We start from the raw sequence: 14,704 nt of genomic DNA on the forward strand, positions 1-14,704 counted from the left end.
ATATAATGAAGTTAAAAAGAGTAATGTTGAGGGGGGTCTGTACCATGAGAGAAGGAAAAATATTAGTAGTAGAAGATGAATTATCGATACGAAAATTAATTACCTTTAATCTGCAGCGCTCAAATTTTGAAGTAATCGAAGCGGGCGATGGGGAACAGGCATTAATATTTATTAAGGATCATAAACCTTCATTAATTTTATTGGATTTAACCTTGCCAGATATGGATGGGCTTGACCTATGTGCACAAATAACAGAAAACTATCCGGGAATTCCAATCATTATCGTCTCCGCCAGAGGACAAGATATGGAAAAGATTATGGGCTTAGAACTCGGGGCTGATGATTATATTGTGAAACCATTTAATCCCCTCGAGCTCATCGCTAGGATCCGCTCCGTACTAAGAAGATCAAAAAGCAAATCTATAGCAGCTAATCCCCACCAGGTCACTACCGGTCCGTTTGTTATCGAATTAAAAACACAAAGAGTCTATAAAGGTGGAAAACTAATAAAATTAACGATACGCGAATTCCAAATGATGAAATTATTTACGGAAAAACTTAACGAACCGATTACAAGGGACGAACTCCTTGATGAAATCTGGGGTTTAAACTATTTTGGCGACCCGAAAACAGTGGACGTACATATTCGGAGGTTAAGAGAAAAAATTGAAGATGACCCTTCCAATCCTTTATTTCTTAAAACGGTCTGGGGATACGGCTACTCCTTTCTCGAGAGTGAGGAGATGCAATGAAAGAAGGAATTAAAAGAAGGTTGGTTTTAAGTTATTTACTTTTAATTATCTTCGCAGTCGTCTTATTTGAGACGATTATTTTATCGGCATTAATGGTTTATTACAAAGGCGGAGTGCAACAAACACTCCGGGATCAAGGAGCGATGTTTGCTTCCTTTTATGAACAGGAACTAATTGAGGGCAGATACGAGAAAGAAGCCGAACAACTTTTATCACAGTACAACTTCCTTGTTAACGTACATGCTCAGCTTATTGACGAAAAAGGCAATGTATTGGCTGAGTCTCACAAAAGTAATGTAAAAAATATTTTGCAGGAAGAGGATGTTCAAAGTGGGCTTAGCGGTAAAACCGGCTATTGGACAGGAAAACTTAATAATGAAAAAGTCATGTCCGTTACCTACCCCTTGAAATCCAGCAGCACCGCCGTTGGTGCAATTCGGTTAACAACCTCGCTTGCACCATTGAATGCTGTCTTTACGGAGAATGCGTTCATACTTCTTGCAATTGGCAGCATAGTCATCATGTTGGCAGCCGTAATCAGTTTCTTCCTAGCAGGAACAATCACCAAGCCAGTCAGTCAACTCATTATAGGAGCTGAGCAAATGGCCGCAGGAAAATTTTCAACAAGGGTACCAAAGAATAAAGATGATGAACTCGGCCGACTGGCAGACACATTAAATTATATGGCACAGCAGGTAGAGGAACATGAAAAGCTAAAAAATGAATTTATCGCTTCTGTAAGCCACGACCTTCGCACCCCGCTGACGTCCGTCCAAGGCTGGGCAATTACTTTACACTCCATGGCCAAGGATGATTTATTTCAGGAAGGACTTGAAATTATTACAAATGAAAGCGAGCGATTATCTCGCCTTCTCGGTGATTTACTTGACTTATCAAGCTTATCAAGCGGAAGACTTTCCTTTGTATTTGAGGAAGTTGACCTTCCTGCCCTCATTGAAAAGGTTATTCACCAGCTGCAGCCTAGAGCCGAGAGACAAGGTATCCATCTGATAACTAATATAAATGCAGATATTAAGACTATTAGGGCTGATGAAAACAGATTAATACAAGTGTTTATAAATTTGCTTGATAATGCCCTTAAGTATACTCCTCAGGACGGGGAAATTAGCACTTCTCTGGAAAATGGAGATGATCACTCAATCATCATTAAAATTATCGATACGGGCATCGGCATACCAGTGGATCAATTAGATGCAATTAAAGATAAATTTGTTAAAGGGAAGACACAAGAATCAGGAACAGGTCTAGGACTGGCCATTTGTGAGGAAATTATCAAAGGTCATCAAGGCACAATCAATTTGGAAAGCAATACTGGTGAAGGAACAATAGTGGTTATCACCCTTCCTGTAACCAGTATGTAACCTTTTTCAATCGAATGATAACGACTTTCCTACCATTAATAAGTATAGTGAGCTCAAAAGAGCATTGGAGGATATTAAAATGGAAAAGAGACGTGTTTCATTGACATGTCTGGTAGCAGCTTCTTTAGTGTTAGGTGGCTGTAACATATTACCCGAACCTGGCAGTTTGATACAAGTGCCTAAGCAAGTGGCAGCAACTTCTGCCGATAGCGAAAGTGTATATGAACTGGCAAAAAAATATTTACCGAAAGGAACCGTTTTATTGACTGCTAACGCTCCTATCGGTACAGATGCGGTATTATGTGCCGATTTGGATGGTGATGGGCAAGATGAAGCAGTTGTCTTTTACCAATCAAAAAACAACGCTGATCAAGTCGGTCTATTTATTTTAAAGAAACAAAATGGGAAATGGGAAAAGGTATTTGCCAAGAAAGGCTCAGGATACGATGTTAGCTGGGCAAGTGCCTCAGATCTTACAGGGGATGGAGTAAAGGAACTTCTCGTTGGTTGGAAAATTGGCAGTTCAGCCGGAAATGTTCTAGATGTTTATACGTGGAAACAAAGCGGCGTTGAGCAGCTTACGAAAGTTAATTATCATGACCTTGACATGATTGAAATAGAAAATGATCCAAAAACAAGGCTTGCTGTTTGGAAAAAAGATGTCAACGATATTTATAATATCGATTTATTACAATGGAATAATGGATTATTAATCTCTGATAAGAAGAATTATCCAGCGTACTTTCCTGAAGCCGTCAAGTATTATCAACGCAGAACCGAAGCGGTACCTGATGCTGCTTACTATTGGTATTATCTAGCAGACGCTTATTTAAAGGCCAATTATCCTGAGCAAGCCTTGCTCGCCGTTAACAAAGGGATGGCGCATAAAATGGTCGTGCCGAGCTATAACCAGTTTACGGATCTCAAGGAGAAAATTGAAAAAACGCTAGAGCAAAATGACAATTCAGATTTCCAATACGAAATCCGCGATGCGGGAATTACGATTGATGTTCCCCGGGAGATTGCACCCTATATTTCCTTCGAGGAAAACAATGGTACGATGAATAGCTATGTAGTGTCCGTTTTTGTATCTCCTTATGAGAATCAAAAAGAGCTATTGTTTTCGATTGAAATCTATTCAAAGGATATGTATATACCGGAAAAGGATGCCGATCTAGAAGAAATTGCCGAGACGGAGGAATTCCTTTATGTTGCTCGACGAGGAAATAGAGACTTAACTTTTGAAGAATCGAATATTTATGAACAGAGTGTTACATTAATAGAAAAAATGATTGCCAATGTACGTCCTGGTCTCGTATACCCAGAGTATACCAGCCTTAAATATTTATCTGTTATTGAGCAGGTAAAAGTAGCGGTAAACAAATACTGGGATGTAGTTAGAGGCGGAACGATGCCTAGTAAGATAGCTGAATCATTCACTCATAATGAAACTGACTATCGTTATATGGGATCCGATTTAAACTCTTCCGAAAAACTAAATGAATTTCTTTCGGAATCCTATACATCAGGGGCAATCCGCTCTTATATTGAACGCTCTGGAATCATTGAGCACGATGGAATACTCGCCCAACCGAATGCAGATGGCGGCTCACTTTTAAATTATGAAAAAGCAACCGTAGTTCGAGAAAAAGACAATGGAACGGAAAAAGAATATGACCTGAAAGTTCCACTAGGTACCAGCCTTTCCTTTGAATACGTTCATGTTGTATTTTCTAAAACGAAGGATGGCTGGAAAATCTCTTCAGATATTGGTACGTTTTAGTGAAGTTTGGTGAAGAAAGGAGCACTCCATTTACCGAATGAAGTAAATGAAGGCTCTTACGGTCAATGGGAGCGCGTTCGATTTACCGGAATAAGAAATTAAGTACTCTTACGGTCAATCGATGGGCGTCCGATTTACCCTAAAAAGAAAATAAACACTCTTACGGTCAATCGATGGCTATGAATCGTGAAATTATGTGAAGGCTGTCCAGAAAGTCAGTGAAAACTGACTATATCTGGACTCCTCTTTATTTTAGAAACAAAAAAGAACCCCCTACCGGCATCAGAATACCTGTAGGGGAAAATTTTCGTTGAGTTTAAATTTGAGTAATAACAAGAGAATCAAAATAAATATGATACTAAACTTTCGCATTATCCCGTTTGGTTGTTACCCGAAAATAAGGTTTAGTTCACAATTCTTTTCGCACCGACATATTTTGTTTTCCAATAATCAAGATTCATTGATTGAAGGCGGACCCCATTTGATGTTGCACCTATGAATTGTTGTTTACCAACATAAATACCGACAAATGAAACAGATTTTCCATTCGTTTTGTAAAATACTAAATCGCCTGGCTTTAGTTGGCTCTTATTAACGCTTTTACCTACTTTATACTGATCTGCGCTCGTACGTGGAAGCTTTACTTTTAAGCTTTTTGAATATACATATTGCGTATAACCCGAAGCATCGAAGCCTTTTGGCGTTGTACCGCCCATTTTGAATTTGCTACCTTTCAAAGTTTGAGCGTAATTAACTACCTTTTCCCCTTTCGTCGGCGCAGCGGCCTCCGCATTTAAACCAAATAGAGTTGAGAATAAAAGAGCTAAAGCGGCGACAACTGCAACGATAAATGAAGATCTTTTTGTTGCTGACAAACTAATTACCATTTGTAAATCCCTGCCTTTAAATTTTATTTTTCCTACAAAATGATCATATACAATTTTGGAAGGTCATTAGTTTCTTAAAAGTTAAAAATGGTTACAGAAAGGTTAAGGGAGATTTTTTGCGGCAAAAAAATAAAAGGGACTATTCCTTTGTCGATTGACTTTAGAACAGTCCCTTAATTATGTTCTTTTATTTAGACAATCTTTTATTCAGGCTATCAACCTGCAATTTCAACGATCCTTTAGCTTTATCAGAAACATTTTTGCTTTGAGGAGGCTTATTCATGTGACTCCGGAACTGTTCTAGGTGCTGAACGGCTTGCTTTATACGCCCTGCATTCAAGTGGTGTCTCACTTGATCCAACCCATTGGAAAGTTGGTTGATGGAAGGGCCGTTAACATCCCCTGTTGCAACAAAGTGATCGAGTAAAGCAATCAAATCTGCTAAAGCAGTGCCACTTTCATCTACTTTAATTGCCGCTAAAGCTCTTTCCGAAGCTTCAAGATGACTCAGTTTAGTCACCTGCGCTTTTTGGGCTGCTGTGAGCGCGTTGTAAGTTGCTCTAATGTCAGCTACTTTTTCCTTATCCTTAATTTTCAATTTGGAAATATCTAAATTGGCTATGCGAATGTCAACCGCTTCCGGTTCGAGATTGACTAGGTTTGTAAGATAGCTTTGATTCAACAAACCACGCTGGGTTTCGGTCAGTGAATCGACCACTTCACGTATCCTTGCCACGTAAAGAGCGTCTGTTAGTGTAGCCTCCCCTACGGTAAAACGCTTGCCGACCATGTTGTTACCCGAGCCCCTTAGGTAACCGACCAGTGTGTTAACCGCACTTACCACTTCACTGTCCGCCTTGAACAATGCTGGGAATGTCAGTGGGTCCTTAATCGTGAAGTCCACCCATGCGATTCCTAAATTTTGACGAGTCACTTCAGCCAAACGCTCACCAAGATCTTGTATTACTGGTTTATCTAGCGTGTAATACCACATTGCATCCGGGCGGTAACCAATCTGATATAGTACTTCGTTCGGATAGAAGTGGTCAGCCCATGCCTTAAATTCAGGGATGAATCCCATCGAATCCTCATACATCCCTTTTACTTCCCCGTCGATACTGCCGATACTCTGACTATCATCGCAGAACAAAATGTCACCTCGATAGGTCGGCGGCAACCAGCGGTGATTATAATGCTTTAAAAACATACGATAGTCTTTATTAATCGACTTCAAATGCTCATCCCAATCTTGTGCCATCGCATCAGTTACCGGCAGTCCGGCATCTTCCGAGACACCGTAATACCATTCAACGTCTACTCCGAATCCAACGACACTTTCATGATGACCGTACTTTTTAAAGATAAGGTCCATTAGAGTCTTCATATCCGCAAAACCGGATTCCACCTGTAGAAATACCTTAATTCCATGCTTATCAAAGTATTCTAGGTATTCTTCATGTGACAGATGACCCGACTTCGTTGGTGGACCAAAACTGATGTTTTGAGCTGCATAATCTACACCGTCATTAGGCTGTTCGAATTCTAGCCTAACTCCACCTACCCCCACACTCGTGTTTAATCTACCGATAATCCAAACGTAAGTTGGTTGTGCACCTGGAAAATAGCCGTCCATCTGGTCAGTAATGTGTTGCCAGTCTTCTGTTCCAAGCCACTGTCCATTCACACCGTAATCTGAAGAACGGGTACCTGCATAAGCAATGTTATCTGGCGCTTTGTGAACTTGCGGGTTGCCTTCCCAATTAGCAATCTTATTTTCTGCATCTTTTAGCAATCCATAGTTGGTGATCATTGCTTTCTGGTCACCCGTCAGTTCGTCATATGCTGCTCTAGCTGCTTTTGCCGAAGCTTTATCGGCATATCCTAGCACCTGCATTTGATCAATAACCGCTTGGACCTCTTTTGCCTTTGCAAAATTTTTGTCTTTTTTTAATGCCAGTGCTTCAAGCTTCGCTTCTAACTGATCAAGCTTGTCAGCATTCGTTACAAATGTTTTTTGAGCAGGTTTCAATGCATCGTATTCCTCCTGCAGAACACCTACAAGTCCCTCATCAACAAGTGTGACAACTTCTGCACCATCAATCCAAAGCTTTACAATCTGTGCTTCAGCTTTTTCAAGTAATTCCAAATTAGTTACTAGCCCCTTTTGTGCTGAACTTAGCCTATCGTAAGTACGCCTCGTAAGCACAACCGCCTCGCGGTCAGCTAGAGAAGTTACATTCAGGTCGTTGATCATGTTCGTAACAGTCTGGTCAGGCGTAAGAGCCTTTACAGACATCTCATCTCCTCCATTTTTGGCAATAGCACTAAAGCTTGATGGCATTAACAAAAGAAACGTTATGACAATTATAAGTAGTTGTTGTGACTTTCCTCCAATAAACTTAGCACGTTTCATACATACTCCCCTTTCAAAAATGAACCTAACAAAAACCTAATTGATGACTAGATTCATAGATGGAATTCTGAAAGCGCTATCATTTTGAAATAATTTTTTTGTATCACCCCTTTCAAAGTTTCTCCTGACAGAAAGTATTCAGAATACATTATTTATACTTCACGTCTAAGCAATTGTAAATACCAATTGATGCAGTTTGTTATTACAAATAAAGTAAAACAGGCCGCCTTTTTACATTAAAATACTACAAGGTTCATCATATAATTATAGAAAACTGGAAGAAAGGAGTGAATATTAAGTTGGGTGTTATGTAGAAAAGTAATATTTCCTGCAAAATTTAAATGTAGAAATATGAATGATTTTAAGGGAAAATAATCTTCTTTATATAAAATAAAAATTAAAAAATCCCCTGCTAAAATTTTTCTGCAGGAGATATTTCGTTGAGTTTTAATATTTGAGCAATATAAAGAGAATTAACAGATATATCACGCTGATAAGGGAAACAGCAACGAGTAGATATATCAAAAAGTGGATGAATTCTTTCGCCTTATCCCGTTTCAATGGCTCTTACCGAAGGTTATTTCACAATGCTTTTCGCACCAACATATTTTGTTTTCCAATAAGAATCATTCATTGATTGAAGTCGAACACCATTTGATGTTGCGCCTATGAATTGTTGTTTACCAACATAAATACCTACAAAAGAAACTGTTTTTCCATTAGTTTTGTAGAATACTAAATCGCCTGGCTTTAAATCAGCAAGCTTTACACTTTTACCAACTTTATATTGATCTGCGCTAGTTCTTGGCAACTTCACTTTAACGCTTTTTGAGTATACATATTGCGTATAACCTGAAGCATCAAATCCTTTTGGTGTAGTTCCGCCCCATTTAAATTTACTCCCTTTTAGCGTTTGCGCGTAAGAGACTACCTTATCACCTTTCGTCTGTGCGGCTTCTGCATTTAAGCCAAACATAGTTGAGAATAAAAGAGCGAGAGCGGCGACAATTGCGACGATGACTGATGATCTTTTTGTTGCTGACAAACTCATTTCCATTTGTAAATCCCTACTTTCAAATTGTATTTTTGCTACAAACTGATCATATACAATTTTGAAAAGGCATTGGTTTCTTAATGGTTAAAAATGATTACATAAAGGTTAATCGGTAAATTTCCCCATTAGGACCGAAGTGCTTACTGTCTTCCTGTCCGTGGTATATAGGATATATACAATATATACGATTTTCGGGAGGCCGGATGGATGCTTTATTTAGACACGGTTATAAAACTAGTCTTTGGGCTGGGAGCGCTACTTGTCGTTACCAGACTCCTCGGAAAAAAAGAAATGGGTCAATTCACTCCATTTGATTTTGTGTATGCACTTATCTTGGGCGCTCTTCTTGAAGAAAGTTTATATGATGATAAAATATCGGTTTTTCAGATGCTATTTGGAGTGACTGTTTGGGGGATATTAATTTATATTGTTGAAGTACTCGTAGGAAAAAACGATACAATTAGAACGATACTAAAGGGAAAGCCTTCAGTCATCATAAAAAATGGTGTTTTAGATTTGAAGGCCATGAGTAAAAATCATCTTGAAATGGAGCAGCTTCGTACTATGTTAAGGCAAGAAGGCGTATTTTCTTTGCGTGAAGTAAGGGATCTGTACTTAGAGCCAAGTGGGAACATTAGTATTAAGAAATTTTCTAGTGGAGAACCACCAACAGCGAATATGCTCGGATTAGATGTTAAAGATGAAGGTCCTTCCGTTTTATTAATAGATGAGGGTAAGATAAAAAAGGAAAACCTAAGTTTTGCAGGAAAAACCACTGATTGGCTGCAGAATGAACTAGGAAAAATAGGTCACCCTCGTCTATCGGAAATTTTTTTCGCCGAATGGTCTGAAAACGATGGATTTTATATAAAGACATACGAGGAGTAAGGAGCTTTCGCCCACGAAAGCTCCTTACTTTTTCCTTATTGATGTCCTTTGTGATGTCCGTTAAAGAAAATCATATTATCTTTTTGAAAAGGAAATAGGTTCATCTCCCTCACTTTATCCCCATGGTTCATCATAATTTCGTGAAAGATTTCTTTAGGGGTTTTACCGTCCGTGTTTACGCCTAATTTTTCCGCGGCTCGGTAGATCATTTTTTCTTGGACTTCCTTGGCTAACTGTCCAAGGTCTTTACCTTCTGTTGAAATGCCCAATTCTTTGGCATGCTTTTTGATTTGGGCCTCACGCACTTCACGGGCGAGTTGTTTGATATCTTTGCCTTCTGTTGAAATGCCCAGTTCCTTCGCAGCCTTATTTATTTTTGCCGCTTTTACTTCTTTCATTATGGTCTTATCGTCTTTGCCTTGTGTATTAATGCCCCATTGTTTGGCTATGTGCTCGATCCAAGCGCGGCGGACTTCTTTTTCTAATGTATTGATATCTTTGCCTTCTGTTTTGATACCTAATGCTTCAGCCTGCTTTTTGATGATCGCCGCTTTTACTTCTTGCCGAAGTGTATTTGCATCTTTTCCTTCGGTTTCAATCCCAAGCTCTTTTGCCTGTTTTTCGAGAAATTCTTGGTTGTGGTTAAATACCTTTTTATGGAACCCGCGTTCAATATCAAATGTTTTTTGCTGGGTGCCGGCCTCATTTTCCGGATGCGCTGATGCCATACTAACTGCTCCAAATGTAAGGGCGGTTGCGAGTAGATATGTAACCAATTTCTTTTTCATTTTACGATTCCTCCTTGGATGTCGATGCTTTCATTGAATAGCATGCCCGATTTTAAACCGAATCGATAAACAAACTATTCAAAAGGAAAATTAATCTTGTCCGAATGAGTTTTTAATATTATATTTCTCTTTTTTCTTCTCAAGCCATGTAGGATATTCCTTTTGAACTTTTTCTTTAAATAATGCTTCTTTTATCTCTTTTTTATGATCGTCATAGACTGCTTCTTTTGCTGCCTTTTTATCTGTCACCTTAATAATATGATAACCGTGTTCTGTTTTTACTGGATCGCTAATCTCGCCTTTTTTCAATGAAAATGCTACTTTCTCAAACTCTTTCACCATCTTACCTTTCGAAAAATACCCTAAATCGCCGCCTTTTTCAGCGCTGGCAGTGTCTGTCGAATATTCCTTCGCTAATGTCGCGAAATCATCTCCATCAGCTAGCTTTTTGGCTACCTTCTTCGCTGTTGATTCATCTTTAACTAAAATATGGCTTGCTTTTACTTGTTCTTCTTGATTGAAAGATGCTTTATGTTCTTTAAAATAATCCTTCATTTCCTTGTCAGTAATTTTAATTTTAGGTTCCATGAGCTTTTTAATGGATAAATATTGTTTAATATCTTTTTTTACATTCTCTTCTGAAATTCCACTTTGCATCAAGGCAGAGTTAAATGCTTCTTCCCCGCCATATGATTGGATATATGTAGCCAATTCCTCATCAATTTCCTTTTTGGAAACAGCGACTTTTTCTTTTTTCACTTCCATTGCGATGACCTTTTCTTCAATTAAAGAGTTGAGCGTCTCCGTACCATACTTTTCTGTAAGCACCTCATATAAATCATCTTTCGTAATCGTTTCACCACCAACACTCGCTAATGTCTCTCGCTTTGAAAATGCCGCGACGAATAGAAGTGAAGTACCAACCAGAATTAAGGCAATAACAGACAACATAAATTTTTTCCCAGCTAATTTTTGAATCATCATATATCCTCCCTCTTATACTCGTCCTTTAAGCATAATCGGAAAATATGAACAAACTATTAACAACTTTTGAAATGAATATGAAAAAACCGCCTTGCGTCATCGCAAAGCGGCTTTAGCTTTCTTTCAGGGGAAACCTCATTGTAAATTTTGTTCCTTTCCCTTTTTCACTGGCCACTTCAATCTTACCGTGATGCATCGTGACCAATTGTTTTACAATCGATAGCCCAAGTCCGAATTCTCCGTATGGATTTGTCGTCCTGGACAGCATCGCTTTGTAAAAACGGCCCCAAATTTTTTCTAACTCTTCTTGGTCGATGCCTATACCCGTATCTTCAATTTCTATCATTGTTTCATTGGAACCTGCTCTGCCTCGTAAAATAATTTTGCCATTTTGCGTAAACTGGATGCTGTTCTTTGCAATATTGATTAAGATCTGAGTAAGTCTGTCGTAATCGGCATAAATAAAGACATCCTGTTTTACATCAACAATAATATCATTATTTTTTTCTTCAGCTAAAATGTCCAACTGATCTTTTATAATCTCCAGCACTTCAATAAGCTGAATCTCTTGTTTGATTAATGTCACTTGGTTTGAGCGGATTTTTTCATAATCAAGATTTTCGTTGACAAGCCGGATAAGCCTCTTAGTCTCCTTACTCGCGAGCTGCATTCCTTTATCTTTTTCAGCTTCCGGTATCATATCAGTTCGAATGCCCTCAATCACACCGCTTATCGTTGTCAAAGGGGTTCGCAGTTCATGTGATACATCAGCCATAAATTGGCGCCTGCGATTTTCAAGACTTTCAATCTCTTCCATCGATATGTGCAATTTTTCAACCATTTTATTAAAATCTCCGGCCAATTCACCAATTTCGTCAAAGTTCGAGGACGGAATTTGAATCGAATAGTCCCCAGCAGCAACAAGAGAAGTAGCTTCCCGAATCCGTTTAATCCGTTTCACATGGAACTTTGATAATATCCAACTAAGCAATAATGCGACTCCAAGAGCAATAAGTACCGTATTAAACAAATATTGATTGATTTGGGAAATGAATTCTCGTGAACCTTTTATCGGCGATGCCAGTAAAATACCTCCGATAAATTGGCCATTATGAAAATATGGAAGCAATGCGAAAGTCACGCCCTCTTCAAATCGTTTAAAGTCCTGCTTAACAATGACTGTCTGACCACTTTTTATTTTTTCCCATTCTTCATTTTCCAGTTCAATGATAGGACCTCTTCGTCCCGTTGAGTAGATAATCGTGGATTCTTCATCAAATAAGCTATATTGAATGTCCCTCCCCGCCAATACTCGGCCATATTCCTGCAAAACAACTTGCTGAGGCCCTCCACCCCGGCTTCGTTCTAAATCATGCAAAATATTATTTCCATAGGAAGTAAGTTCATCAATCTTATTTTCATAGACAAATCTTTCAACAAATTGTGAAAACAGCAAACTCAAGATTAAAAAGGCGATAATGATGACACTGACATGGCTCGCAAGCTGCTGATATAAATACTTAATTTTCATTTTTCTTATCCTGTAATGGGCTGGAGTTTACTCCTGACCTAACGCCATCCTCTTCATCAAACTTGTATCCTACACCCCACACCGTCTGAAAAAACGAATGATCTTCAGTGGTGATTTTATTCCGCAACCTTTTAATATGGACATCTACAGTCCGGTCATCCCCGTAAAACTGGTATCCCCATACCTTTTCCAATAGCTGCTCACGGGAAAATACTTGTTTCGGATGCTGCACGAAATGATAGAGAAGATCGAATTCTTTCGGGGTTAAATTGGTGACTGATTTACCGTCTAAGAAGACTTCTCTCGTATTTTTATTTACTTTAAAATGCTTTGTCTCAATTACACCATCTTCACGGGGAGCAACTGTCCGCGTATTATATCTGCGGGTAACTGCTTTGATTCTAGCCATGAGTGCAAGTGGACTGAAAGGTTTTGTTACATAATCATCGGCACCCATTTCAAGCCCTAGCACTTGATCTGATTCACTATCCTTTGCGGTTAACATGATGATTGGAACCTCGCTGTTTTCCTGACGGATGTTCCGGCAAATCGTCACCCCATCCATCCCCGGAAGCATCCAGTCAATAATTAAACAATCCCAACCACCCTCTTGGGCGCGTCTATATCCTTCTAGTCCATCCATTACAAATACGCCTTCAATGCCCTCCTTCAAAAAGAACAGCTCAATCATCGAAGAGACACTTTCATTATCTTCTATCACTAATATTTTCATAGCTCAGCATCTCCTGTTTAGGAATGTTACTTTTAACATAAATCGATTATAAAGATTTAGCAACTGGAAACACCTCTTGCATAGCCGCAAGAGGTGAATGGTTAATTTTTTATAGCTTTACTGCTTGCAAGTGTTATCTCTATCGTTTTCTTTTCGCTGCCACGGTACACTTTCAACGCCACCTTGTCGCCAGCCTTCAGTTCTTTGTATAAAAACTTTCTCAAATCACCCGTGTTTTTTACTTCCGTACCATTAATCTCAACAATGACATCCTTTACCTCAACCCCCGCTTTTGCTGCAGCCGATTCCGAATCAAGTGCAGTTACCACCGTACCTCCACCAACTTTTTCTGGCAGGTCCTGTAAAAGATTACGTGGAATTTGTTCAAGGTCAGTCAAGCTGACTCCCATATACGGCCGGTCAATTTGCCCATGCTTGATCATTTCTTCAATCAGCGGAATTGCATCATTGCTCGGAATGGCAAACCCGAGCCCTTCCACCCCATTCTCAGCAATTTTCAAACTGTTAATGCCGATGACTGTACCTTCTGCATTCAGCAAAGCCCCGCCACTATTTCCAGGATTAATCGCTGCATCTGTTTGAATGACATTTAAATCCCATTCACCCGCTGAAGTTTTTACGTTTACAGATCGATTGACCGCACTGACAATCCCTTGTGTAACCGTTCTTGAAAAATCAAGTCCAAGCGGATTGCCGATCGCAACAACTTGATCCCCAGCTCTTAATTGGTCAGAGTCGCCGAACTCGAGAACAGCCTCTGCATATTTTGCATCGATTTTTAAAACAGCAAGATCGCTCAAAGCATCCGCACCCACAAGCTCTGCTGTTGTTTTCTCTCCGTTTTCGAGCGAAATTTCGAGCTTCTCTGCCCCCTCAATCACGTGATTATTCGTTACGATAAAAGCATTATCTCCTTCTTTTTTAAAAATGACACCTGAACCTGATCCTCTTTCCACAGTTTCAGCAAACGGGGATAAACGGTTGCTTTCATTTTGGAAATTGACGATTCCAACTATCGCCTTCGAAGAATGTTCCACCATATCCGCTAGTGAATTTGTGCTGGCTGATGTCTGCTGCACTGTATAAGAATTTGTTTTTTCAGTTTGAGCTGATGGAGCTGAAACTTCACCAGCCTGAAAAAGTGATGTATTCGCTACAGCCGTTAACGTTAAAAGCGATCCAATCACACCCGCGCCCATGGTAGATAGAAATTTTGCCAATCTTGGCTTTCCTTTTTGCCAACGGTTTTTTTCTATATTGTTATTTTCATTCATTTCTTTCATCATCGTTTCCTCCCGGCTATCGATTTATTGTCTTTATCATAGCCAAGAGATATGAACAAATTATTAACGAAGTTTTAAATAAAAGGACAAAAGCGTATACTTATTTATCAAGACAGCCTGTTCAATTTCTACATTTGACGTTCTCCGCTTTGGACTTTATAATAAACCAAATAAACATTTAAATATTTCTTCCACTTAAGGGGAG

At 39.2% G+C, this 14,704-nt stretch carries 12 protein-coding genes; 4 read left to right on the forward strand and 8 right to left on the reverse strand.

Features of this window, described 5'->3' with window-relative positions; translation table 11 throughout:
- Nucleotides 1–44 precede the first annotated feature (44 nt).
- From KHA88_RS16545 to KHA88_RS16555, 3 genes are all read left to right on the forward strand, one after another.
- Complete coding sequence (locus KHA88_RS16545) at nt 45–752, forward strand: response regulator transcription factor (RefSeq protein WP_213122525.1); 708 nt, start codon at nt 45–47, stop codon at nt 750–752.
- On the forward strand, nt 749–2,134 hold the full coding sequence (locus tag KHA88_RS16550; RefSeq protein ID WP_213122526.1) for a sensor histidine kinase: 1,386 nt from the start codon (nt 749–751) through the stop codon (nt 2,132–2,134). The genes KHA88_RS16545 and KHA88_RS16550 overlap by 4 nt, the downstream gene beginning before the upstream one ends.
- Before the next feature lie 79 nt (nt 2,135–2,213).
- The gene (locus tag KHA88_RS16555) at nt 2,214–3,917 is read left to right on the forward strand and encodes a DL-endopeptidase inhibitor IseA family protein (protein ID WP_213122527.1); all 1,704 of its coding nucleotides are present in this window, start codon (nt 2,214–2,216) and stop codon (nt 3,915–3,917) included.
- Nucleotides 3,918–4,321: 404 nt separating this feature from the next.
- Here KHA88_RS16555 and KHA88_RS16560 read toward each other — a convergent pair whose 3' ends face one another.
- The 3 genes from KHA88_RS16560 to KHA88_RS16570 form a co-directional block, all read right to left on the reverse strand.
- A complete protein-coding gene (locus KHA88_RS16560) occupies nt 4,322–4,792 on the reverse strand; it encodes a C40 family peptidase (protein ID WP_249306135.1) in 471 nt (156 codons plus the stop codon).
- A 199-nt stretch (nt 4,793–4,991) separates the two neighbouring features.
- Nucleotides 4,992–7,010 carry an FIMAH domain-containing protein gene (locus tag KHA88_RS16565; RefSeq protein WP_213122528.1) on the reverse strand — a complete coding sequence of 673 codons (2,019 nt, stop codon included), beginning with the start codon at nt 7,008–7,010 and terminating at the stop codon, nt 4,992–4,994.
- Between the two features lie 784 nt (nt 7,011–7,794).
- Nucleotides 7,795–8,268 carry a C40 family peptidase gene (locus KHA88_RS16570; protein WP_249313297.1) on the reverse strand — a complete coding sequence of 158 codons (474 nt, stop codon included), beginning with the start codon at nt 8,266–8,268 and terminating at the stop codon, nt 7,795–7,797.
- Nucleotides 8,269–8,478: 210 nt separating this feature from the next.
- On the opposite strand from KHA88_RS16570, the gene KHA88_RS16575 reads away from it, so the two are divergent.
- Nucleotides 8,479–9,159: a DUF421 domain-containing protein gene (locus tag KHA88_RS16575; protein ID WP_213099063.1), complete on the forward strand. Its 681-nt coding sequence runs from the start codon at nt 8,479–8,481 to the stop codon at nt 9,157–9,159.
- A 35-nt stretch (nt 9,160–9,194) separates the two neighbouring features.
- Here KHA88_RS16575 and KHA88_RS16580 read toward each other — a convergent pair whose 3' ends face one another.
- From KHA88_RS16580 to KHA88_RS16600, 5 genes are all read right to left on the reverse strand, one after another.
- Nucleotides 9,195–9,947: a hypothetical protein gene (locus KHA88_RS16580; RefSeq protein WP_213099062.1), complete on the reverse strand. Its 753-nt coding sequence runs from the start codon at nt 9,945–9,947 to the stop codon at nt 9,195–9,197.
- A 90-nt stretch (nt 9,948–10,037) separates the two neighbouring features.
- A complete protein-coding gene (locus tag KHA88_RS16585) occupies nt 10,038–10,928 on the reverse strand; it encodes a foldase protein PrsA (protein ID WP_213122529.1) in 891 nt (296 codons plus the stop codon).
- A 115-nt stretch (nt 10,929–11,043) separates the two neighbouring features.
- A complete protein-coding gene (locus KHA88_RS16590; RefSeq protein WP_213122530.1) occupies nt 11,044–12,462 on the reverse strand; it encodes a sensor histidine kinase in 1,419 nt (472 codons plus the stop codon).
- Nucleotides 12,452–13,195, reverse strand: coding sequence for a response regulator transcription factor (locus KHA88_RS16595; RefSeq protein WP_213099059.1), 744 nt, complete (start codon nt 13,193–13,195; stop codon nt 12,452–12,454). Before KHA88_RS16595 ends, KHA88_RS16590 begins: the two co-directional genes overlap by 11 nt.
- 101 nt (nt 13,196–13,296) lie before the next feature.
- On the reverse strand, nt 13,297–14,499 hold the full coding sequence (locus KHA88_RS16600) for a S1C family serine protease (RefSeq protein ID WP_213122531.1): 1,203 nt from the start codon (nt 14,497–14,499) through the stop codon (nt 13,297–13,299).
- Nucleotides 14,500–14,704 lie beyond the last annotated feature (205 nt).

The sequence above is a fragment of the Lederbergia citrea genome, from assembly GCF_018343525.1.
Lineage (GTDB): Bacteria > Bacillota > Bacilli > Bacillales > Bacillaceae_C > Lederbergia > Lederbergia citrea.

What these genes read in the sequence shown, in the direction of transcription:
- KHA88_RS16545 (WP_213122525.1), top strand. Translation starts at nt 45, where the DNA reads ATGAGAGAAGGAAAAATATTAGTAGTAGAAGATGAATTATCGATACGA.
- KHA88_RS16550 (WP_213122526.1), top strand. Translation starts at nt 749, where the DNA reads ATGAAAGAAGGAATTAAAAGAAGGTTGGTTTTAAGTTATTTACTTTTA.
- KHA88_RS16555 (WP_213122527.1), top strand. Translation starts at nt 2,214, where the DNA reads ATGGAAAAGAGACGTGTTTCATTGACATGTCTGGTAGCAGCTTCTTTA.
- KHA88_RS16570 (WP_249313297.1), bottom strand. Translation starts at nt 8,268, where the DNA reads ATGAGTTTGTCAGCAACAAAAAGATCATCAGTCATCGTCGCAATTGTC.
- KHA88_RS16575 (WP_213099063.1), top strand. Translation starts at nt 8,479, where the DNA reads ATGCTTTATTTAGACACGGTTATAAAACTAGTCTTTGGGCTGGGAGCG.
- KHA88_RS16580 (WP_213099062.1), bottom strand. Translation starts at nt 9,947, where the DNA reads ATGAAAAAGAAATTGGTTACATATCTACTCGCAACCGCCCTTACATTT.
- KHA88_RS16585 (WP_213122529.1), bottom strand. Translation starts at nt 10,928, where the DNA reads ATGATTCAAAAATTAGCTGGGAAAAAATTTATGTTGTCTGTTATTGCC.
- KHA88_RS16590 (WP_213122530.1), bottom strand. Translation starts at nt 12,462, where the DNA reads ATGAAAATTAAGTATTTATATCAGCAGCTTGCGAGCCATGTCAGTGTC.
- KHA88_RS16595 (WP_213099059.1), bottom strand. Translation starts at nt 13,195, where the DNA reads ATGAAAATATTAGTGATAGAAGATAATGAAAGTGTCTCTTCGATGATT.
- KHA88_RS16600 (WP_213122531.1), bottom strand. Translation starts at nt 14,499, where the DNA reads ATGAAAGAAATGAATGAAAATAACAATATAGAAAAAAACCGTTGGCAA.